This is a genomic window from Acidiphilium sp. (assembly GCF_049977125.1).
Classification (GTDB): domain Bacteria; phylum Pseudomonadota; class Alphaproteobacteria; order Acetobacterales; family Acetobacteraceae; genus Acidiphilium.
In genome coordinates this window covers 21,557-42,804 of sequence record NZ_JBMFGY010000017.1, presented here as the reverse complement: position 1 = coordinate 42,804, position 21,248 = coordinate 21,557, and the positions used below count along the sequence as shown (strand labels likewise).

The 21,248-nt window shown below is 63.7% G+C and carries 16 protein-coding genes; 10 read left to right on the top strand and 6 right to left on the bottom strand.

Translation table 11 applies throughout. The features are described 5' to 3' along the window. Positions 1 to 68 precede the first annotated feature (68 nt). The 6 genes from ACP5E6_RS04935 (at position 69) to ACP5E6_RS04910 (ending at position 9,621) form a co-directional block, all read left to right on the top strand. Entirely contained in the window at positions 69 to 1,214 is a 1,146-nt protein-coding gene (locus tag ACP5E6_RS04935) for a DUF2125 domain-containing protein (RefSeq protein ID WP_427952399.1), read from the top strand. 22 nt (positions 1,215 to 1,236) lie between these two features. After that, positions 1,237 to 2,721: an MFS transporter gene (locus ACP5E6_RS04930; protein WP_427952397.1), complete on the top strand. Its 1,485-nt coding sequence runs from the start codon at positions 1,237 to 1,239 to the stop codon at positions 2,719 to 2,721. Positions 2,722 to 2,729: 8 nt separating this feature from the next. Further along, positions 2,730 to 4,466, top strand: coding sequence for an ABC transporter ATP-binding protein (locus ACP5E6_RS04925; RefSeq protein WP_427952395.1), 1,737 nt, complete (start codon positions 2,730 to 2,732; stop codon positions 4,464 to 4,466). 180 nt (positions 4,467 to 4,646) lie between these two features. Then, positions 4,647 to 6,380: an ABC transporter permease gene (locus ACP5E6_RS04920; protein WP_427952393.1), complete on the top strand. Its 1,734-nt coding sequence runs from the start codon at positions 4,647 to 4,649 to the stop codon at positions 6,378 to 6,380. Between the two features lie 9 nt (positions 6,381 to 6,389). Then, positions 6,390 to 7,709: an AAA-associated domain-containing protein gene (locus tag ACP5E6_RS04915; protein WP_427952391.1), complete on the top strand. Its 1,320-nt coding sequence runs from the start codon at positions 6,390 to 6,392 to the stop codon at positions 7,707 to 7,709. A gap of 73 nt (positions 7,710 to 7,782) precedes the next feature. Further along, a complete protein-coding gene (locus tag ACP5E6_RS04910; protein ID WP_427952389.1) occupies positions 7,783 to 9,621 on the top strand; it encodes a methyl-accepting chemotaxis protein in 1,839 nt (612 codons plus the stop codon). Positions 9,622 to 9,860: 239 nt separating this feature from the next. Here the strand turns inward: ACP5E6_RS04910 and ACP5E6_RS04905 are convergent, their stop codons facing one another. After that, positions 9,861 to 10,142, bottom strand: a complete 282-nt coding sequence (locus ACP5E6_RS04905; protein ID WP_427952387.1) for a DUF427 domain-containing protein — start codon at positions 10,140 to 10,142, stop codon at positions 9,861 to 9,863. 98 nt (positions 10,143 to 10,240) lie between these two features. Here ACP5E6_RS04905 and fumC point away from each other — a divergent pair, with 98 nt between their 5' ends. The 3 genes from fumC to ACP5E6_RS04890 all read left to right on the top strand — a co-directional run bounded on the left by fumC (position 10,241) and on the right by ACP5E6_RS04890 (position 13,801). Further along, positions 10,241 to 11,683: a class II fumarate hydratase gene (gene fumC / locus ACP5E6_RS04900; protein ID WP_427952385.1), complete on the top strand. Its 1,443-nt coding sequence runs from the start codon at positions 10,241 to 10,243 to the stop codon at positions 11,681 to 11,683. A 57-nt stretch (positions 11,684 to 11,740) separates the two neighbouring features. Further along, complete coding sequence (locus tag ACP5E6_RS04895; RefSeq protein ID WP_427952383.1) at positions 11,741 to 12,544, top strand: DODA-type extradiol aromatic ring-opening family dioxygenase; 804 nt, start codon at positions 11,741 to 11,743, stop codon at positions 12,542 to 12,544. A 63-nt stretch (positions 12,545 to 12,607) separates the two neighbouring features. Further along, entirely contained in the window at positions 12,608 to 13,801 is a 1,194-nt protein-coding gene (locus ACP5E6_RS04890; RefSeq protein ID WP_427952381.1) for a hypothetical protein, read from the top strand. A 107-nt stretch (positions 13,802 to 13,908) separates the two neighbouring features. Here ACP5E6_RS04890 and ACP5E6_RS04885 read toward each other — a convergent pair whose 3' ends face one another. The 3 genes from ACP5E6_RS04885 to ACP5E6_RS04875 all read right to left on the bottom strand — a co-directional run bounded on the left by ACP5E6_RS04885 (position 13,909) and on the right by ACP5E6_RS04875 (position 18,434). After that, positions 13,909 to 15,612, bottom strand: coding sequence for a tetratricopeptide repeat protein (locus ACP5E6_RS04885; protein ID WP_427952380.1), 1,704 nt, complete (start codon positions 15,610 to 15,612; stop codon positions 13,909 to 13,911). A 66-nt stretch (positions 15,613 to 15,678) separates the two neighbouring features. Beyond that, positions 15,679 to 17,502, bottom strand: coding sequence for a lytic transglycosylase domain-containing protein (locus tag ACP5E6_RS04880; RefSeq protein ID WP_427952378.1), 1,824 nt, complete (start codon positions 17,500 to 17,502; stop codon positions 15,679 to 15,681). A 113-nt stretch (positions 17,503 to 17,615) separates the two neighbouring features. Next, entirely contained in the window at positions 17,616 to 18,434 is an 819-nt protein-coding gene (locus ACP5E6_RS04875) for a uracil-DNA glycosylase (protein ID WP_427952376.1), read from the bottom strand. Between the two features lie 114 nt (positions 18,435 to 18,548). Here ACP5E6_RS04875 and ACP5E6_RS04870 point away from each other — a divergent pair, with 114 nt between their 5' ends. Further along, the gene (locus ACP5E6_RS04870; protein ID WP_427952374.1) at positions 18,549 to 20,183 is read left to right on the top strand and encodes an electron transfer flavoprotein-ubiquinone oxidoreductase; all 1,635 of its coding nucleotides are present in this window, start codon (positions 18,549 to 18,551) and stop codon (positions 20,181 to 20,183) included. A gap of 66 nt (positions 20,184 to 20,249) precedes the next feature. On the opposite strand, the gene dksA is transcribed toward ACP5E6_RS04870, so the two are convergent. Continuing rightward, positions 20,250 to 20,663 (bottom strand): RNA polymerase-binding protein DksA, encoded by a 414-nt coding sequence (gene dksA, locus ACP5E6_RS04865; protein ID WP_427952405.1) that lies wholly within the window; start codon positions 20,661 to 20,663, stop codon positions 20,250 to 20,252. A 123-nt stretch (positions 20,664 to 20,786) separates the two neighbouring features. Beyond that, complete coding sequence (locus ACP5E6_RS04860) at positions 20,787 to 21,179, bottom strand: flagellar assembly protein FliX (protein WP_427952372.1); 393 nt, start codon at positions 21,177 to 21,179, stop codon at positions 20,787 to 20,789. Positions 21,180 to 21,248 lie beyond the last annotated feature (69 nt).

Genomic DNA, 21,248 nt, shown 5'->3' with positions numbered 1-21,248 from the left:
CGCCGATTGGCCAACCGCCGCGCTGATGGCTATGGTCGGGGGAGCGGCCTGTCCCGAAAGGATGCTTCATGCGCGGTATCGTGCGGTTTCTGGTTCTGTTGCTGATCGTGCTGGCGGTCGCCTATCTCGGCGCCTGGTGGTATGTGCAGGGGCGGATGGCCGTGGCATTTCGCGCGCAGGAGCAGGCGCTGCGCCGCTCCGGCTGGACCGTCAGCCACGGGGCCATCACCCGCGGCAGTTCGCCGCTGGCCGCGACCGTTGCGGTCACCGACCTGGCACTCACCCCGCCTGATCAGGGATTGCCGACACCGACGATCACGCTGCCCGGCGTCACGCTCACGGTTCGCCCGGTCACGCCGTTCACCCTCGATGTCGATCTGCCGCTCGCCTGGCACGTGGCGATGCCGCAGGGGCCGAGCTTCACCATCCAGTTCGCCAGCATTCAGGATCATTATGCGTTCGACCCCAACGCGCTGCTCCATCACGCGCGCGATCCGCTGCGTTCGGGGATATTGCGCGTCACCGGCCTGCGGATCGACAGCGCCGATACCAATTTCACGCTGATCAGCGTCGATCGGTTCAGCGCCGGCTTTACCCGCAATCCTGAGGCCGGCCCGTCCGCCACCGCGCTCACCATGCATGAGGCGCTGAGCGGGCTTGCGCTGTCGCCGATTTTCGTCAGCCTCGGCCATCTGCCGTTCCAGGGTAAACTCGCCTCGCTGCGCCTCGATGCCGATCTGTCGGGGCCACCGTTGCCCTCGGTCGCGCAGTCGATGCTGGTGCCGCATCCCGATGGGCTGGCCGGCAATCAGGCGGCGGGGCTGCAAGCGTGGCGGAAACTCGGGCCGATGATCCACACCTGGGCGCAGGCCGGCGGGCATGGTCGCTTTACGATCGCCCTCGGCCTCGGTCCGCTCAACGCGCATGATCATGGCCATTTCGGTTTCGACAAAACCGATCAGCCGGAGGGCAAGGCGGTACTGGTCGCCGACGGGATCGGCGCGTTCCTCGGCGACATCGCCAATGCCTATCCCGCCACCATCGATCTGATCAGCACGCTGACCACCGAGACCGCGCCCTATATGTCGAAAACACCGGGCGGGACGCAGCGCCTGACCATCGATTTCGCGCTGGCCGGCGGTGTGCTCACCGCCGACGGCAAGAAGGCGGCGCTGGTGCCGAAAATCGTGTGGCCCGCCGCCGCGACGCCCTGAACCCGCGCCGGACCGATCCCGCATGATCGATGATCTTGACGAACGTGCCGCCCTGACCACGCGGCAGATGCGCCTGACCGCGGTGATCGTGGCGAGCGCGCTGTTCATGCAGAATCTGGACAGCACGATCGTCGCGACCGCGCTGCCCGCGATGGCGCGGAGTTTTCACGCCGATCCGCTGCATATGAGCCTCGCCCTCACCTCCTATCTGCTCGCGCTGGCGGTGTTCATTCCGGCCTCGGGCTGGGTGGCCGATCGGTTCGGCAGCCGCACGGTGTTTCGCCTCGCCATTCTGGTGTTCACCCTCGGCTCGATTTTATGCGGCCTGTCGCACAGCCTGGCCGAGCTGATCACGGCGCGCATCCTGCAAGGCATCGGCGGCTCGATGATGGTGCCGGTCGGGCGGTTGCTGCTGATGAAATCGGTGCGCCGGCGCGACATGCTGGCGGCGACCTCGTGGCTGACCATGCCCGCGCTGATCGGCCCGATCATCGGCCCGCCGCTGGGCGGGTTCATCGTCACCTATGTGTCATGGCGCTGGACGTTCGATATCAACGTGCCGATCGGCGTGATCGGGATCATCGCGGTCAGCCTGTTCATCCGCGACGTGAAGGATACCGGGCAGGCCGGGCGGCTCGACATCGTCGGTCTGGTCCTGAGCGGGCTTGCGATGGCGCTGATCATGGCGGGCGTCGAAACCATCGGGCGCGGCATCATTCCGCTGCCCTGGAGCCTGGGTTGTTTCGCGATCGGCGGGTCATCCGCGCTCGCGTACTGGCGCCACGCCAGGCGCCATGAGCATCCGGTGCTCGACCTGTCGCTGATGAAGATCGACACTTTCGCCAATTCCACCATCGCGGGCAGTTTTTTTCGCGTGCTGGCGGGGGCGATGCCGTTTCTGCTGCCCTTGATGCTGCAACTCGGCTTCGGCGAATCGGCGGCGAAAAGCGGCACGATCACCTTCGCCGCGGCGATCGGGGCGCTGGCGATGAAGCCGCTGGCGCAACCGACGCTGCGACGATTCGGGTTTCGCCTGTCGATGATCGGCTTCGGGCTGCTCTCGGTGCTGTTCACCGCCGCCTGCGCCGCGTTCCGGCCGTCCTGGCCGGTCGTGGCGCTCGATGCCGTGTTGCTGGTCGGCGGGGTGTTCCGCTCGCTGCAATTCACCGCGTTCAACACTCTCGCCTATGCCGACGTGCCGCGCAACCGGATGAGTGCCGCGACCAGCTTCTATGCCACCTTCCAGCAGATCACGATCACGCTGGGCATCTCGATCGCGGCGGGATCGCTGGAGCTCGCCACCGCGATCACCGGCCATGCGATCCCCACGGATGCGGATTATTCCTGGGCGTTCATCATCGTCAGCGCGATCGGGCTGATCTCGGTGCCGATCAGCGCGCGCCTGGGCACCGAGGCGGGCGAGGATGTCAGCGGGCATCATGCCGACGCGCCCCATTCCGGCGATGCCACACCGGCGATTGACGCCCCATCGGCGCCGCGCCAGTAGGTGTCGCGATGATCGAACCTCAGGGAAGCATCGCGCTGGCGCGCCGGTTATGGCGCGACCACGTCAGCCATTATCGCGGCCGGGTCGCGCTCATTATCGTGGCCACTCTGATCATGTCCGGCACCACGGCGCTGTATCCGGCGCTGATCGATCGGGCGTTCACCATGTTCGCCAAGCGCGACCCGCGCATATTGTACCAGGTGCCGGTGATCGTGTTCACCGTGACCATCATCAAGGCGCTGGCGCAATACGCACAGACATTGCTGACCCAGCAGGTGGTGCTCGGCACCATCAGGCGCCTTCAGGAATCGATGTTCGCCCACCTGACCAACGCGGAGCTGGCCAGGGTGGAGCGTGAGCCGCCGGCGGCGCTGGCGGCGCGCTTCACCACCGATGCCACCGTGATCCGCGAGGCGATGAACCGTTCGGTCAACGGCGTGGCGGATGCGTTCACGCTGGTCGGGCTGATCGCCACCATGATCTGGATCGACTGGTCGCTCAGCCTGATCGCGGCGGTGCTTTACCCGCTGGCCGGACTGCCGATCCAGCGGATCGGCCGGCGCATCCGCCGCGCTTCGGGCGGGATGCAGGAGCAGATGGGTGAAACCGCGGCACTGCTGAACGAGAGCTTCGCCCAGGCGCGCACCGTGCGCGCCTACGGGCTGGAAGCGCAGGAGCGCGCGCGGGCCGATCGTGCGTTCGAGCATCTGTATCGCGCCCTGATGCGGATGATCCGGGGCCGGGCCGCGCTTGACCCGATGCTTGAAGTGCTCGGTGGCCTCGCGATCGCGCTGGTGATCGGCTTCGCCGGCTGGCGCCATGCCGCCGGCGCTTCGGGGATCGGCAATTTCACCGGCTTCATCGCCGCCCTGCTGATCGCCTCGCGGCCGCTGCGCGCGCTGGGCACGATGAACGCGGCGGTGCAGGAGGGTATGGCCGGGCTCGATCGGGTCTATCGGGTGATCGATGAGCCCGATGCGGTCCCCGAACTGCCCGGCGCCGGCCCGTTGCCGCCCGGGCCTGGAAGGCTCGAGTTCCGCCATGTCGGTTTCGCCTATCCGGATGGCCGGCCCGGGTTGCGGGATCTGTCGTTCATCGCCGAACCCGGCCGCACGCTTGCGCTGGTGGGAACCTCCGGCGCCGGCAAATCGACCGCGCTGGCCTTGATCCCGCGGCTCTATGAACTTGATCGCGGCACGATCCTGATTGATGGCGTATCGATCGATCAGGTCGCTCTGGCCAGTCTGCGCGCGGCGATCGCCTATGTCGGCCAGGATTCGCTGCTGTTCGACGACACGGTTGCCGCCAATATCGGCATGGGCCGGCCGGGCGCCACGATGGATGAGATCGAGGCGGCGGCGGCGGCGGCGGCGGCGCGGTTCATCGCGGATCTGCCGGAAGGCTTCGCCACGCGAGTCGGCGTCAATGGGCAGCGCCTGTCGGGCGGGCAGCGCCAACGGGTGGCCCTGGCGCGCGCCCTGCTGCGGGACCCGCGTATCCTGTTGCTCGATGAAGCCACCAGCGCGCTCGACGCCGAAAGTGAAGCCGCCGTGCAGGCGGCGCTGGCCCGCCTGCGGCAGGGCCGCACCACCATCATCGTCGCCCACCGCCTCGCCACCGTGCGCGACGCCGATCAGATCGTCGTGATGGCCGATGGCGGCGTAGTGGAATGCGGCACGCATGAGGATCTGCTTGCCGAAGGCGGCGCGTTCGCGCGCCTGGTCCGCGCCCAGGCCCTGACGTGAGCGAGCGGCTGATCCGATCGGCTGATCATGCAACGGTGAGAACCGGGCCGACTGGCGGCAACCGTCATCGAAACGCAATCAATCTGTGGATGACACGGAAGGTCGGAGCCGGTATGGCGAGAGCGTCGGGCTGAGCGGTCTGGCGCCGGTTCATCGTCAATTTTTTTCCCAGATAGGCTCATGACGACAGTCGCCCCACCCGCCCTCATCCATGGTCGTCGCCTGCCTAATCTCTGGGATGTCGCGGCAATCCTGCTCGTCCTGGCGGCTCTGATCGGCGTGGTCGATGTGGCGCAGGGAACCCTGGCGCCGTTGAGCCGCGCGCAGGCGACGGCGATCCATCTCGATCCGGCGTATCTGCCGGGGTATGCGCTGCGGACGACTCTGCGGATGTTCGCGGCTCTGCTCGCCTCGCTGATCTTTACCTTCACCGTGGCGACCTGGGCGGCGAAAAGCCGGCGGGCGGCGATCGTGATCATTCCGATTCTGGATATTCTGCAATCGGTGCCCATTCTGGGATTTCTCTCGTTTACCGTGCTGTTTTTCCTGCATCTGTTTCCGGGGCAGGAGCTGGGGGCGGAGCTGGCGGCGGTGTTCGCGATTTTCACCAGCCAGGCATGGAACATGGCGTTCAGCTTCTATCAGTCGCTGACGACGGAGCCGACCGACCTCGATGAGGCGTGCCGGAGTTTCGGCCTGTCGCCGTGGCAGCGGTTCTGGCGGCTGGATGTGCCGTTCGCGATGCCGGGGCTGGTGTGGAACACCATGCTGTCAATGTCGGGCGGATGGTTCTTCGTGGTCGCCTCCGAGGCGATCACGGTGGGGAATACGACGTTCACCCTGCCGGGGATCGGCTCGTATGTGGCGGTGGCGCTAGGCAAGAGTGATCTGCTGGCGATTTTCTATGCCGTGCTGGCGATGCTGGTGGTGATCTTGCTCTACGATCAATTGCTGTTCCGGCCGCTGGTCGCGTGGTCCGCCAAATTCCGGTTCGAGACGGTGCAGACGGTGGCGGATTCCGAGCCGTGGATGCTCAAAGTGCTCCGGCGAACCTATCTGGTGGCGGATGCGGCCGCCTGGGTGAGCGAGCGGTTCGCGGCGGTCGGGCGGTTGCGGCTGGGGCGGGCCGAGCGGAAATTCAACACCGTGACGTCGCGCAACGCCTCATCGAAGCTGGGCGATGCGGTGTTTTATGCGATCGTGGTGGCGGCGGCCTTGTATGCGCTGTGGCAGGTGGTGTCGTTCTGTGCGGCGCATCTGCAATGGCATGATCTGTGGACCTGCGTGATCGATGCATTCTGTACCCTGGCGCGGGTGATCGCGGCGCTGGTGATTTCCTGCGTGATCTGGGTGCCGGTGGGGGTGTGGGTCGGGCTGCGGCCGAAAGCGACCAAGATGGTGCAGCCGGTGGCGCAGTTTCTGGCGGCGTTTCCGGCGAATTTGCTGTTTCCGGTGGTGGTGGCGGGGATCGTTGCATTCAAGCTGCTGCCGAATATCTGGCTGACGCCGCTGATGGTGTTGGGGACGCAGTGGTATATTCTGTTCAACGTGGTGGCGGGGGCTTCGGCGCTGCCGGGTGATTTGAAGGAAGTGGCGGCGAGTTTCGGGCTGCGCGGCTGGCTGTGGTGGAAGCGGCTGATCATTCCGGGGATTCTGCCATATTTCGTGACCGGCGCGCTGACCGCGACGGGGGCGGCGTGGAATGCCTCGATCGTGGCGGAAGTGGCCTCATGGGGCAAGACGACGCTGGTGGCCAAGGGGCTGGGTGCGTATATCGCGCTCGCGACGACGTCGGGAAATACCAGCAAGATCGTGCTCGGGGTCGCGGTGATGTCGGCCTTCGTTCTGACGTTCAACCGGCTGATCTGGCGCCCGCTCTATGCATATGCCAGCCGGCGCACCAACCTTGGATAGGAGGTTTTCATGGATCAGCAGGTAACGACGGCGATGCTGGTCGAGGTGAAGCATTGCCAGCAGGCCTATCCGAAAGACGCGAACAGCGATGTGATCGTGCTCGACGATGTGAATGTGAGTTTGCGTGAGGGCGAGATCGTCGGGTTGCTCGGGCGGTCGGGCTCGGGGAAATCGACGCTGCTGCGGATCATCGCGGGGCTGCTGCGGCCGACCAAGGGCGAGGTGACGTGGCAGGGGCGCCCGGTGGTGGGGCCGGTGCGGGGCGTGGCGATGGTATTTCAGAGCTTCGCGCTGTTTCCGTGGCTGAGCGTGCAGGAGAACGTCGAACTGGGGCTGGAGGCGCAGGGGGTGGCGCGGCGCGAGCGCGAGCAGCGCTCGGAGGAGGCGATCGATCTGATCGGGCTCGGCGGGTATGACGGGGCCTATCCCAAGGAATTGTCGGGTGGGATGCGCCAGCGGGTGGGGCTGGCGCGGGCGCTGGTGACGCATCCCGACCTGCTGTTGATGGATGAGCCGTTTTCGGCGCTGGACGTGCTGACCGCGGAGACGTTGCGGACCGATCTGATCGATTTGTGGTCGGAGGGGAAGCTGCCGGTGAAATCGATCCTGATGGTGACGCATAATATTGAGGAGGCGGTGCTGATGTGCGACCGGATCCTGGTGTTTTCATCCGATCCGGGGCGGGTGGCGCATGAGATGGCGGTGCCGTTCAAGCATCCGCGTAACCGGTTGGACCCGGCGTTCCGGCAGATGGTCGATGATATTTACGCGGTGATGACGCGGCGGAAGACGCCGGCGGATTTGAAGGCGGCGGCGGCGGCGCCGGCGACCGGATTTGCCACACCGCTGCATCCGATCGGGACCAATCTGATGTCGGGCCTGATGGAGACGCTGGCGGCGGAGCCGTATCACGGGCGGGCGGATCTGCCGGCGCTGGCGGCGGTGTTGCAGTATGAGGCCGATGAGCTGCTGCCGCTGGGCGAGACATTGCAGCTGCTGCGGTTCGCGGAGTTGGAAGAGGGCGATATCCGGCTGACCGAGCAGGGGCTGCGATTCGTGCATGCCGATACCGAAGAGCGCAAACGGATTTTCGCCGAAGCGGCGCGCACCCATGTCAAGCTGGTGGCGGAGATCCGCTCGGTGATCGACGAGCGCTGGAATCACCGGGCCTCAGCGGTGCGGTTTCGCGACGAGCTGGAGGATCATATGTCGCCCGAACGCGCCGAGGAGACGTTGCGGACAGCGATCTCCTGGGGGCGGTATGCGGAGCTGTATTCATATGACGAGGAGACGCAGCAATTCAGCCTCGAGGATATCGAGGCCGCGTGATGTCTTAGCCGGTTGTTTACATCTGCGCGCTAAACAGAGGCGCAGCACAACCGACTCGCAAGGACGCCCTCACGTGAGATTGAAACGCGACGTTGCCACGAAACTCTATCTGACGGCGGCGATCAGCGTGGTCGGCTTTTTCTGCCTGTGCGCTTTTGCGCTGCATCTGCTGTACCAAACCATGATTGAGGACCGGATCGCGAAAATCGACACGATCACGCAAATGGCGCGCTCGGTGGCGGCGTCGATCTACCGGCAGGAACAGAGTGGACAACTGACCGAGGCACAAGCGCAGGCCAAGGCGGCCCGGATCATCGGCACCATGAGCTATGGCAAGGACGGCTATGTGTTCGTGAATACCAGCAAGGCCGTGCGGGTGATCTTTCCACCGGACCCGAAACTGGTCGGACAGGATACATGGGATCTGCGCAACGCTGACGGAACCTACCCGAACCGGGTGATGGCCCAACGCGCGATCGCGGGCGATCACCAGCCAACCTACTATCGGTTTCCGAAGCCGGGTTCGGCGACACCGCAGCCGAAAGTGGCGATGGTGCAGTATTTCGCCCCATGGCACTGGGTGATCGGCACCGGCGTTTACCTCGACGACGTACAGCGTGATTTTGTCAGCGCTTTTTGGGCATTCGCGGGTTTTGCCGTCCCGATTCTGCTCTTGATTTTCGGCGTGGCATTCTGGCTGTCCCGCACGATCGCCCGTCCCTTGCGTGGCCTCGCGGCACAGACACGCCACCTCGTCGAGGGTGACTTCAGTATTCGCGTCGAGGGAACCACGCGCCACGATGAGATCGGGGTTCTCGCAACCGCAATCGATGCGTTCAAGACGGCCGGGATCGAGTCTCGCAGACTGGAAGGCGAGGCCGCCGCGGCACGGGGCGCCGCCGAGGCGGAGCGTGTCCGCGCGGAAGCGGCAAAAGCGGAAACCACGGCCCATTTGGCCCAAGTGGTCGATGAACTCGCCGCCGGTCTCAGTAAACTCGCCGCGGGCGACCTGATTCAACGGATCGAGCATCCGTTCGCCGCCGATTACGAGACATTGCGGCACGATTTCAACGCGGCGATCAGCCAGTTGCACACGACCGTGAGCAACGTGGCCGTCAATACCGACGCCATCCGCTCCGGCGCCAGCGAGATCGCCAGCGCCTCGGACGATCTGTCACGCCGCACCGAGCATCAGGCGGCCAGTCTTGAACAGACCGCGGCTGCGCTCGATCAGGTGACCGCAACGGTGCGCAAGACCGCTGAAGGAGCCAACCATGCGCGCGACGTGGTGCAGGCCGCTCGCACGGATGCCGAACGATCGGGCGATGTCGTTGCCCGCGCGGTCGAAGCGATGGGCGGCATCGCCCAATCCTCCAGCGAGATCGGCAAGATTACCGGCGTGATCGATGAGATCGCCTTCCAGACCAATCTGCTCGCCCTCAATGCCGGCGTCGAAGCGGCACGCGCGGGCGATGCCGGGCGGGGATTTGCCGTGGTTGCCTCCGAGGTACGCGCTCTTGCCCAGCGCTCGGCCGATGCCGCGAAGGAGATCACCGCTCTGATTCGCCTGTCCGGTGGCCAGGTGACAACCGGGGTGGAACTGGTCGCGGATGCCGGCAAGGCGCTCAACCGGATCGTTGAGCAGGTCGCTGAAATCAATCGAGTCGTATCGGATATCGCCTCCTCCGCCCAGGAACAATCAACCGGTCTGGCGGAAATCAACACGGCGGTTAATCAGATGGACCAGGTCACCCAGCAGAATGCCGCCATGGTTGAACAATCGACCGCCGCGGCCCACGGTCTCTCGCAAGATGCCGACCAGCTGTCAGCCCTGATCACGCGATTCAAACTGGTCGGCGGCGGCGCACCTTCGCCCGATCGCGCACGTTCGCCGCTTCGGCGGGCCGGTTAACGACGACCGCGACGGCGAATAATTCCAGCCTAGAGCGATATGCGATTAGGTTGACGCGGTAGCGGCAAAATAATCGCATGAAATCGCTCGAAAAAACATAGAGACAGAGCGTTAGGCTGAAAGCATAACGCTCTAAGGCGCACGAACCCGAAAAAAGCCGGCTCAGGCCCGCCGCAGCTTCAAATTATGTTCAACATATTGCGGGTCACGTCCCCGAATGGTGAGGTCATGCGCAACGATCACTGCACCTTCACACCTTTCCAGAAGGCGACGCGGCCCTTGATCTTGGCGGCGGCCGGCAAGGGATCTTCATAGTACCATGCCGCATCGCGATTGATCTTGCCGTCGATTTCGATCGAATAATAATTTGCCGTCCCCTTCCAGGGACAGCGCGATGTCGTGGTGCTGGGACGCAGGGCCTCCGAACGAACATCCTCGAGTGGAAAATAATGGTTTCCCTCGAGGAGGAGGGTATCATCTGACTCTGCAATCACTGATTCATTCCAGATGGCTCTGACCATGCCTCTCTCCTGTTCCCCTCACCGATATGGGTGACGACGCGCGGGGTTTAAGGGCGGCTGACGCCTGGCCAAGTAGGATTTTGACCGAGGAGAATGTGATGCCCCCTACCCTGCGCGACGTCCCGATCGGGATCAATGCCACAGGCTTCCGAACTGAAAGCGATTCGATGGGAGATATCGAGGTTCCGGCGGATCGGTATTGGGGCGCGCAGACGCAACGCAGCCTCAAGCATTTTTCGATCGGATCGGACCGCATGCCGATCGCGGTGTATCGCGCCTATGCTGTGGTCAAGAAGGCTGCGGCGGAGGTGAACGCGGCGGCAGGGCATCTGCCCGCATGGAAGGCGGCCGCAATCGCCCAAGCCGCGGATGAGGCCATCGGCGGATCGTTCGACACACATTTTCCCCTCTTCGTCTATCAGACCGGATCGGGCACGCAATCCAACATGAATATCAATGAGGTGCTGGCGAATCGGGCGAGTCAACTGCTCGGCGGCGCGATCGGCACCAAGGCGCCGGTGCATCCGAACGATGACCTCAACCTCGCTCAATCCTCGAACGATACGTTTCCGACCGCGATGCATATCGCCGCGCTCGACGCGCTGGATGCCCAGCTTCTGCCGCAGGCGATGGCATTGACCACAGCAATCGAGGCGAAATCGGCCGCGTGGATGAATATCCCCAAAACCGGACGGACGCATCTGCAGGATGCCGTGCCATTGACGGTCGGTCAGGAATGGTCGGGCTATGCGCATCAATTGCGCGATGCGCTGGCGCGGATCGAAGCCTCCCGTTCCGGATTGTATGAACTCGCCGCCGGAGGTACCGCGGTCGGCACCGGACTTACCGCATGGCCTGGCTTCAGCGTCGCGATCGCCGCCCGCATCGCAGCCCTTACCGGCAAGCCCTTTGTGACCGCACCCAATAAATTCGCGGCCCAAGGGTCGCTCGACGCACTGGTCGCGACGATGGCCGCAATCCGGGGTTTGGCGATGGCCCTGATGAAGATCGCCAACGATATGCGCTGGCTTGCTTCCGGTCCACGCTGCGGCATCGGTGAATTGGTATTGCCCGAGAACGAGCCAGGCTCCTCGATCATGCCGGGCAAGGTCAACCCAACCCAATGCGAAGCGATGGTGATGGTCTGCATTCAGGTGATCGGCGATGATAATGCCGTGGCATTTGCCGGTAGCCAGGGTAATTTCGAACTGAATGCGATGCGGCCGATCATCATCAACAACATTCTCCGCTCATGCCGCAATCTGGCCGATGCCTGCGGCACCCTCAACCAGTTCTCAGTGGCAGGCACCACGCTGAACCGCGCCCGGATCGCCGAACAGATCGGGCAGTCGCTGATGCTCGTGACGGCGCTCACCCCGGCGATCGGTTACGATCGGGCCGCCGAGGTGGCGCATCGAGCGGCGGCGGAAGCCATAAGCCTGCGCGAAGCGGCCATCACCTATGGTGGCATCGATGGCGCCACGTTCGACCGCATCGTCGACCCTGCAAAACTAGTGGGCAGCGGCCTTGCGGGTGCATGACGTGGTCATGGCGGTGGCGTCCCAACATGATTATATCGATATCGAAGGAATTTGATCATGACCGCTCTGCCCAGCCTGTTTATCAGCCACGGGTCGCCAATGCTCGCGATCACCCGGACCCCGGCGCGGGATTTCCTGGTTGAACTGGGCTCTACCCTGGAACGACCTCGTGCGATTCTTGTGGTGTCCGCGCATTGGGAGACTGTCACCCCGATGGTCAATGCGGTTTCACGCAATGAAACGATCCATGATTTTGGCGGATTTCCACGCGCTTTGTTCGCGTTGCAATACCCCGCTCCCGGCGATCCCCCCCTTGCGCGACGCGTCGCTGATCTCCTGACGTCGGCCGGATTCCCAACCGGGATCGATACCACACGCGGCCTTGATCACGGTGCCTGGGTGCCTTTGCTGCTGGCCTACCCGGCGGCGGATATTCCAGTGCTCCAGCTTTCGGTGCAGTCGCATCGCGGCGCGTCATATGCGCTGGCGGTCGGTCGCGCGCTGGCTCCTTTGCGCAATGAAGGGGTGCTCATCCTGGGGTCTGGTAGTTTCACTCACGATTTGCGCCGGTTCCGCGGCCAGGCGGTCGATGCACCGGAAAGTCCGGACGTCACCGCCTTCAGCGCCTGGATGGATGAATCGATCATGGCGAGCGATTGGTCCGCCCTCGCCGACTACCGTGCCCGCGCCCCCCATGCGTGTGACGAACACCCGACCGAGGAACATCTGCTACCGCTGTTCACCGCGATCGGCGCGGCCGACACTGGCGATGCCGGGGTTATGGCGCGGCGCGTGCACCACTCGACCGAACATGCGATTTTGCGGATGGATGCCTATGAATTTTACCCTGCATCGCAATAAACTCTTTCACAACCTGTGATAGCATCGTAGTCTATAACCCGGTTGGAGTCAGGGTGATGGCGGATGGCGCGATCGGACGGTTCGAAATTCTATATCCATTGCGGCTTCCATAAAACCGGCAGCACGTCGTTGCAGGCGGCGCTTCTGTTCAGTGCTGCTCGCCTGCGCGCGATGGGTGTTCTGGTGCCCTATGCTGGAACCACCGCGAACGCCGCCAGATCGACGATCGACCCCGCAGGCGCCGGCCATCATAACATCGCCTGGCAATTGCTGCGCAGCCGGCGCTTCGACCATGGACGGGGCAACATCGCTGATCTCGCCCAGGAAATCGACGGTTTTAGCGGTGATGTCATTCTCTCCAGCGAGTTCTTCGAAAGTCTGCTCGGGCAGCCTGATGCACTGAACCCGCTGCGCAATCTCGCGCGCGATACCGGTCGCGAGGTCGTTTTCATCCTGTATCTGCGCAACCAGATCGCCTATTGTGAATCCCTGTTTTTTGAAATGCTCAAACATGGCGAAGGTTTGGAGTATGCCCGGCATACCGCCATGATCCTGCAAACCGGCACGTATTGTCAGGAAGAATCGATCAATCATTTTCATTATGATCGGGTCGTCGACAATCTGACACGCGACAATCCCGGGCAACAAATCCTGTTGCGCAATTATCAAACGCTCGGATCTGCCGGCATCGTCGCCGATTTCGGCGATCTGCTCGGATTGGGCGATGCGCTGCAGTCACCGATCGGCCAGGAAGTGGTCAACCGGCGCGAGAGCCTCAGTAGCGCGGTTTACTGGTTCTACCGAAATCGCCGCGGGATGCGACCCACCCCGATCGAAAAGGCGCGTATTCTCCACGTCGCACAACAGGTGGAACGACCGACGACGGGTGGGCCGACGCAAAACCGCTTTGTCGCGGTGTTCGCTACCGGTAATCGTCGTCTCTGCGATGAAAACGGTCTGGCGAATCAGGGACTGACCGCGGAAACCATGTCGCGGCCGGAATCGTCGATTACGCTCGAACAAGTCTTCTCGTTCGAAACCCAATGCGCGATCGCAACCGGGCGAGCGTTGGCGCCCAGGGTGCATGGCGCGTCGGTACCTGCCGATTGGCTGGACGGCATCGATACCGCCGCCAAGACAATCTCGAAAACCGAAGTGGTTCTGCATCACCTGCAAAAGGTCCAACGGATACGGCGCCGCTATACCGATCAGTTGGTGAACCGATTGTTCGACGCCCCCCCCTCCTCGATCGGCTAGAGTATTATGCTTTCAGCGTAACGCTCCAGCACTATGTTTTTTTCGAGCGATTTCATGCGATTAAGTTGCCGCAATGGGCGCCGGTTCGATTTCGGACTGATGTCCGATTACACCGGTGGCATGACCACTGCGGAACGAGGTGAAGGCAGCGCGGCGCCCTGCAACGCGGCGATGACCGAGGCGATGGGGGCGGACCAGTCACCGAGGCGCGACTGCCGGTGCAGGGTGACGCTGTTATACCAAGGTGTGGTGGTGCGGCCGAGCAGCCAGCGCCAGTCGCAGGAGGCGGAGAGCAGGATATGACATTCCACACCCATCGCACCCGCGAGATGCGCGATTGAGGTGTCGACGGTCACGAGAGCGTCCAACTCGGCCAGGCAATCCGCGCTGGTTCCAAAATCGCCAATGATCGGCGCGAGGCTCGGAATATCATACTCGTCCCGTCGCGCGCCGAGTTGGAGGGCGACGAAACCAGTATCGGGCAAGGCCAGTATCGGGGCCAGAATACAAGGTGGCAAGGAGCGTCGCCGGTCGTTGTTATGGCCTGGATTGCCTGCCCAGGTCAGGCCGATCAACCGCTGGCCGGGTTTGCGCGGCACGGCCGGCCGGGGGACGCGGCGTGGTGGCATGAGATAACCGCCAGCGCCGGGAATGGTTTCAGCGGTCAGCCCGAGCACATGCGGCAAGCTCATCTGGTCGATCGCGAGATCGACATGGGCGGGCGCCGCATCGTCCAACCCGCACAACCCGATGCCCATGTCGGTGAACAGGGGAAACAGGGTCGGATGGCAGGCAAGCGTGAGTCGTGCCGCCTGTTGCGCCAGCATCGGCAAAAATCGCGCAAACATGATGGTATCGCCCAACCCCTGTTCCGCGCGCACCAACAAATGCTTGCCCGCCAGGTCTTCGCCCGTCCAGGACGGTGCGGGCAGTCGGTCGAACTGCCTACCGTAGATTGGATGGCGTTTGCGCCATTCATAGGCGGCGAAACCCGCGGTAAAGTCACCGCCAAGCAGGGCAGAGACACCCCGGTTCCAATGGGCGACCGCATAATCGGGGTCGAGTTCGATCGCACGATCAGCGGCTTCGATCGCCGTTGCGAGATCACCGCAGATCGTCCGGGTCACGGCCAGGCTGGTCCACGCCTCCTTCAGCGCGGGGTCGCACGCGACCGCGGCGCGGAGATCGCGCTCACCGGCTTCAATCTGGTCGAGATTGATCCGCGCATTGCCACGATTGAGCAGGGCACCCGCATGATCGGGTTCGGCTGCCAGGATCTGGTCAAACAGAGCGATCGCGCCCGGCAGGTCGCCCAGCGCGGAACGGACCGAACCCAGGGTGAATTTGGCATGATTCAACGTCGGGTTCATTGCCAGGGCGAGCACCGCGGCGTCCTGTGCGTCATGATACTGTCCCAGCGCAAGATAGGCGGCGGCGAGGCCGGCCTGGGCGCCAGCGAGATCGGGCCGCAGGGTCGCGGCGCAGTGATAGGCATCGACCGCCGCCGTCCCGTCGCCGCGCTCCAACTTGAGTGCGCCCGCAATCATCCACACCTCGGCGGACTCGACCTTGGCCTCGCATGCAGCGGCGGCGTCAAGCTCCGCATCATGCAAGGCGCCGAGCGACCAGTAGGTCAGCGCGCGATTGACCAAAGCGCCGTAAAATCCAGGCAGGATCGCGATCACCGCCGAGAAATGGTCCAGCGCCGCATTGAAGCGACCGGCGCGATAGGCGGCAAGACCCGCCTGATAATGCTGTTCAGCCGCACTGACGGTCATATCGGGCGAACAATCGGCGACAATCTGATCCATTGCCGCAGTTTATCAGCGTCCGGTTAAGAATTCGTTATGATGAGGGTTCGAAAGTCGCTTCGGGTATCAGCGGTCGGCCAGAGCGGTGCCATAGGGCGACAATCGCGGGAACCGCCCCTCGGCCATGGCATCGAGACTGGCCGGTGTCGTGCCGATTTCCTCGGCGTAGAGCCAGCTATCGGCCAGAACCTGACGCACGAACCGGCGCGTCTGCGCAACCGGGATCGACTCCAGGAAGATCAGCGGGTCACCATCGTCATGGATCGAATGCGCCCATGCCGCAGCCGCAACCGGCCCCGCGTTATAACTTGCTAAAATGTCGAGCAGGTTGCGCTCGACCCCCGGTTGATGACCCAGATAACGCAGATAATTCTGGCCCAACGCCAGATTGACCGACGGATCGCCGAAATTACCGGCGATACCGCCGCGCCGCGCCATGGCGGAGGCGGTCTGGGGCATCAGCTGCATCAATCCGCGAGCACCGACCGGCGATACCGCATTGGCATTGAAACCCGATTCGGTGCGCGCCAGCGCATAGACCAATGACGGATCGACATTGAAGCCTCCCGCGGGGTGCAACGCCGGCAAGGGCAGTCTGGCCCCCGCGATCGCGTTACCCGGCAGGGTCTGGTCGAGGGCGACGGCAACATCGACCAGCCCGGCCCGCGCCGCTACCCGCATCACCGCACGGCCAAAATCGGGGTGGTGCTGGATATCGGGCCATAACGCGCGCAGCGCCCGCGCCGCATCGGCCATCCGGCCGACCTGGATCAGGGCGAACGCCAGGGCACCATCCTTATGCGCCGCAACCGATTCGATATCGGCCTCCGACAGGCTCGCCGCGAGGCCGGTGCCGCTCAGCCCGTGGCCGAGCAAGCGACCGGCGAGCAAGCCATAGAAACTATCCGGCGCGGCGGCCGCCTGGTCGAGCCAGTGCAGATAGGCCTCCGGGTGGTGCAGCCGCAACGATGCCCGCGCCGCCCAGAACGCACCGGCGGCGCGCTGGCCGGCGCTGGTATGGGTTGCGTTGGCGGCAGCGACGAAAAACGGCAACGACTCGGCGATATCATGGAGCTGCCAGGCCGCCAGACCCGCGATGAAATCGGGGCGCCAGACCCTTTCGTCCCCCTCATGCGCGGCCTGACTGGCGACGGCGAACGCCTGTTTGTATCGGGCATCGATGAACAAATGTCGCGCCACGTCACCGCGTAGCGCGGCGCCGGCGGCGGTCGAGATTCGATCGTCGCGCCCGATCAGGTCGATCGCCCGGTCGGGATGACCAGCGCGGGTCAGATTTTCGACCCGATTGGAGAGATAGCGCGGCACGATTACCCCGCGAGGTGCCGCGGGGGCCGCACCAGACGCCGTCATGATCGGCTCGGGCAGGTAGGACACGGCAGCCACCGGAGCCACCGCGCCGCGCGGCAGGCGTTGCTCGAGCAAGGTGCGAATTCGCCTCGTTTGCGGTTGGCCATTGTAATCGGCGAGCCACGCCTCAAGCTCGGCAGGGGTCGAATGATGATAGGGACCAAGATAACGCTGGGCGAGCACCTGCCCCTTCAGCAACGGATTTTCCACCCGTCCCAGAAGCCGGTCCGCCGCCGCCATCCGCCCCGCATGCTGGTCTTCGAATACCCGCTGGTAGATCGCGGCGTCACTCGGTGTCAGCGGTTGCGCCAGCATGGTCTCGGCACCGTTGAGCGGTGCCGAGCGTGGGATGGCGTAAGCGACGTTTTCAGGTCGTGACGACCCGTCCTGTCCAGTGGTTGAAGACCCCCTTTGCCCGACCGGTGCCGCCCATGCGGGGGCGACGATGGCGAGCAGTGCCGCGGTGACGATACACGCCCTGGCGACACTTAGGCGGGAGAGCTGTTTAACGGCTCCTCGCATGAGCTAAGGCGCTACACGGCTTGCCGCCCGGTCGGCAACCCCTTAAAAAAAGACAAGTTCTATTTATTTAAACAAATATCCCGATTTGAGGGGGTTACGTTGCGAAGCTGATATCAACTTTTCGTGATAGGCTGCGTATTCCGCATGGCAGCATCGTGCATAATGCCGACTTCGACACAGTCTTGCCGCAATGTCAGCAAATCCGACCAAGCCGCTCGCTTCGCCGCCGGCTGACGCAACAAATACGCCGGATGATAGGTCGGCAACGCGCGCACCGGCGTATCAAGCCCCGGGATTTCAATGGTTTTCCAGGTACCGCGTACCCGCGTGATGCCCTCCTTGCCGCCGACCAGTGCTCGCACCGCAATCGCACCAAGCAACAGGAGACGTTGCGGCCGGACGAGCGCGATATGACGGTGCAGAAAGGGCAGGCATTGAGCGATCTCGGTATCCGATGGCGCCCGGTTTCCCGGTGGCCGCCACGGCACGACGTTGACGATGCGGACCGCGCTGCGATCAAGTCCAATGCTCGCCAGCATGCGGTCGAGCAACTGCCCGGCAGGTCCAACGAACGGCAACCCGGCCCGGTCCTCCTCCGCGCCTGGAGCCTCACCGACCAGCATGATCCGCGCGGTTTCGCTGCCATCGGCAAAGACCAGCTGGGTCGCCGTGCGTTTCAGCGCACAATGGTCGAACCGCTCGAGCGCGGCGCGCAACGCGGCCAGCGTCGTGGCTTCGAGAACCGGCGATACCGGCGGCAGCGGCAGAATTGTCGCCCTGGTCGATTTCACCGCCGCACGTGCTGAGGGCACGATCGCCGGTTTGGTGCGATCCTGCGCATCGTCGAACAATGCCTCGTCCGCCCCCCAGTCGCGCTGAAGGGACAGAAACGAGATCAACGCCGCGCGAGAGGGGTCGCCTTCGGATTGCATGCGGTATCTGCCCGCAGCGCGCCGCAAAGCGCAAGGGCGCGCGCTTTGCGCAACGCCGGACATTTCCCTATACGTCAAACCCAGGGGATCAGAACCGTAACCGGAGGGAATCGCATGTCAGGGCCCGATGTCGCGCGAGAGGCGATGGAGTTCGATGTCGTTGTGGTCGGCGCCGGCCCGGCGGGACTGTCCGCCGCGATCCGGCTGAAGCAACTCAATCCGGACATCAGCGTTTGCGTCGTCGAAAAAGGTAGCGAGGTCGGCGCGCATATTCTGTCCGGCTGCGTGCTCGAACCGCGCGCGATGACCGAATTGCTGCCAGACGCCGACATCGCCGCGATCGACGGCTCGGTCCCCGCCGGCGATGACCGGTTTCTGTTTCTGACCAAAACCGCGAGCTTCGCGCTGCCAACCCCGCCACAGATGAACAACCACGGCAATTACGTAGTCAGTCTCGGCAACATCGTGCGGTTTCTCGGTGCCACGGCCGAGCAGCTGGGGGTGGAAATCTATCCCGGTTTCGCCGCCGCCGAAGTGCTGATCGAGGCGGATCGGGTGGTCGGTATCGCAACCGGTGACATGGGAATCGGCAAGGACGGCGCGCCCACCGACCAGTTCCAGCGCGGCATGGCCTTGCGCGCGACCTACACGATCTTCGCCGAAGGCTGCCGTGGCAGTCTCGGAAAGCAGCTGATGCAGCAATACGACCTGCGCGCGGGGATCGACCCGCAATCCTATGGCATTGGAATCAAGGAGCTATGGGAGGTTCCCGCCGCCCATCATCACCCCGGTCTGGTGATGCACAGCATCGGCTGGCCACTCGATGCGCGAACCTATGGCGGATCGTTTCTCTACCATCTGGGCGGCAATCTGATGGCCTACGGTTTCGTCATCGGCCTCGACTACCAAAATCCGTTCTTCTCGCCTTTCGAGGAAATGCAGCGGTTCAAAACCCACAGAACGATCCGCCCGTTCTTTGAGGGCGCCAAACGCATTGCCTACGGCGCGCGCGCATTGAACGAGGGCGGCTTTCAGTCGATCCCGAAACTGGCATTCCCCGGAGGCGTTCTGGTTGGCTGCGAGGCCGGGTTTCTCAACGTGCCGAAAATCAAAGGCACCCACACCGCGATGAAATCCGGCATGCTGGCGGCTGAGGCCATCGCTGAGGCTTTGGCGGGTCAACGCCCTGCTACGCTCGAAAGCTTCCCGGCCAAAATCCGGGCCAGCTGGCTGTGGCCGGAGCTGCAATCGGTCCGCAACATCCGCCCCGGCTTCGCGAAATTCGGCATGTGGGGCGGGCTGATGAACGCGGCCTTCGAAACCTATCTCGCACGCGGCAAATCACCCTGGACCCTGCATAACCGCGCGGATAACACGACGCTGAAACCCGCCGCCCAAGCGACGGCGATCGCCTACCCCAAACCGGATGGCACCCTCACCTTCGACCGGCTCAGCTCTGTATTCGTTTCGAACACAAATCATGTTGAGAACCAGCCCGTTCACCTGACCCTGCACGATCCGGCGGTGGCCATCACCGTGAACTGGGATATTTATCGCAGCCCGGAAACCCGATACTGCCCGGCCGGCGTTTACGAGATCATCGGCGCCGAACAAGGCGCGCCAAAATTACAGATCAATGCGCAAAACTGCGTCCATTGCAAAACATGCGATATCAAGGACCCGACCCAGAATATCAACTGGGTCACGCCCGAAGGTGGCGGCGGCCCCAACTACCCGGGCGGGATGTAGGGCGAAACCCTAAAACCCTGCCTCCCCGGCACGGCCGGGCCGATTGGAACCGTGCGAGGGTGAATATCAATCGTCGCGCTGGATTCGCTCCTGGCGTTCATGGCGCTCCTGCGCCTCGATCGACAGCGTCGCGATCGGCCTGGCCATCAGACGTTTCAACCCGATCGGCTCACCGGTCTCTTCACAGAAACCATAGGTACCGGCCTCGATCCGCGCCAAGGCTTGATCGATTTTACCAATCAATTTACGCGCCCGGTCTCGCGTACGCAGTTCCAGCGCACGGTCGGTCTCAACACTGGCGCGATCGGTGATGTCCGGCTCCAGTATCCCGCCCTGCGACAGGCTCACCAGCGTGCCGTTGGCTTCCATCAGCAGATCGTTTCGCCACCGCAGCAAACGCTGGCGGAAATACTCGACCTGCATGGGATTCATGAAGTCTTCATCGTCACTCGGTACGTAATCGGGAGCGAGTGTGATCAGCATGATTGTCAGTGTCTCCAACGGGTCGGACCACCGGGGATCGCCTGCGGCCGCGCGCAGGCCGGCTTATAGCTTCCCCCCCGATCAACGCCAAGTGCCGTGTGACGCCATTTCACCGCGCCGTCACATTCGCTCGCGCCGCGCCAGCTCGACCCGCGCGCGCAATCTGATCGCTCCAATGATGCCGCGCAGAATCGGGTCCGCCGGTTCGGTCATCTGTCCGACCGCCGCGTTCAAAACCGCGAGAGCATCGCCGCTGTCGTCATCGAGCGATGCCGCCTGCAGCCGACCGAGCGCACCGAGCACCACCTCCCCGCCGCGCCGCGCGGCACGATCGCGGACATAGGGCGAATCGTCTTCCTGCAATGCAATCAACCCCGCCGGCGTCACGGCGGCGACCGATGGCGCTGACACCGTTGCGGCCGATCGAATCACGAAGCCGCCCGATCCTGCCTTGACCGCCGTCCCGCTGGATCGCACCGGCAAACCCTGCCCCAGACCTGAAATACGCGTCATATCCACTCCTCGCATCAATAGCTCGGTTCTGTGCGCAACCGCCCCGCCATGCCGGGATTGATCACGGAC